We start from the raw sequence: 804 nt of genomic DNA, 5'->3' as shown, positions 1-804 counted from the left end.
GACACGCCAAGCCCAATCATCTATGGTGGCAAGGTTGACACATCCGTTATGGAGGTTAGCGAGGACGAGCAGGCAGAAGCCATCAAGAACTCCCCTATGGAGGATATTGTGCGTGTATGGCAAGCACCAAAGGATGGAACTGTCAGCGTGGCAGGGCAAGTGAGCCTTGTCGCTCCGACTGGTGACTATGACGCTGACGAATACCAGAAAGCTGATGGTGTGAGGGTTGCTATTCAAAAGGGTGGCAATGAGCTTTGGAACAAGACTATTGCAAAGGGTGACGGCAGTTCTTATGCCGCTGCAGTCTCTTCTGTTGCCGTCAAGCGTGGTGACAGAATCTATTTCCGTGTGCAGTCGGGTTCCGAGGAAACAAGCAACGGTTCTTTTGACAAGGTGAGCTGGTCGCCTACCATTACATACGCTGGCGAGTCAAATATCTTGCCTAACGGGCTTTCTTCAACAGAGTACAAGCCTGAGGATGGTGCCATCTATGATGTGAAAACTTCTGCCAATGGGGGGAATGGATCAAGCGTTGAAGTTCACAGTGCCTTCTACAAGCCTGTAACAACCGACGATGTTGCTCTCAGCATCATTGGAAGCAACGACAAGAAAGACAGTGACGGAAACGACAACCCGAACTATACCAAGAAGACTGTCTTTGCTCGTACATTGAAGGCTGGTGAGGCTTTCAATGGTGATTCACTCAACATCAGTCTGGAAAATACAGAAAAACTGACCAACTTCAGCTTTGAGATTTCATCCACCTCAAATGTTGATTGGAAGAGCATCGGTTGGCAAGCATCC

1 protein-coding gene is annotated in these 804 nt (G+C 48.9%); it reads left to right on the top strand.

Features of this window, described 5'->3' with window-relative positions:
• Positions 1 to 804: hypothetical protein (locus DWV53_RS15890; RefSeq protein ID WP_220432018.1), on the top strand; the 804-nt coding region annotated here is incomplete at both ends.

The organism is Segatella copri (genome assembly GCF_003465495.1).
GTDB lineage: Bacteria > Bacteroidota > Bacteroidia > Bacteroidales > Bacteroidaceae > Prevotella > Prevotella copri_G.
Note: the sequence above shows the minus strand (reverse complement) of the source record. Positions and strands in the feature narration are given on the sequence as shown.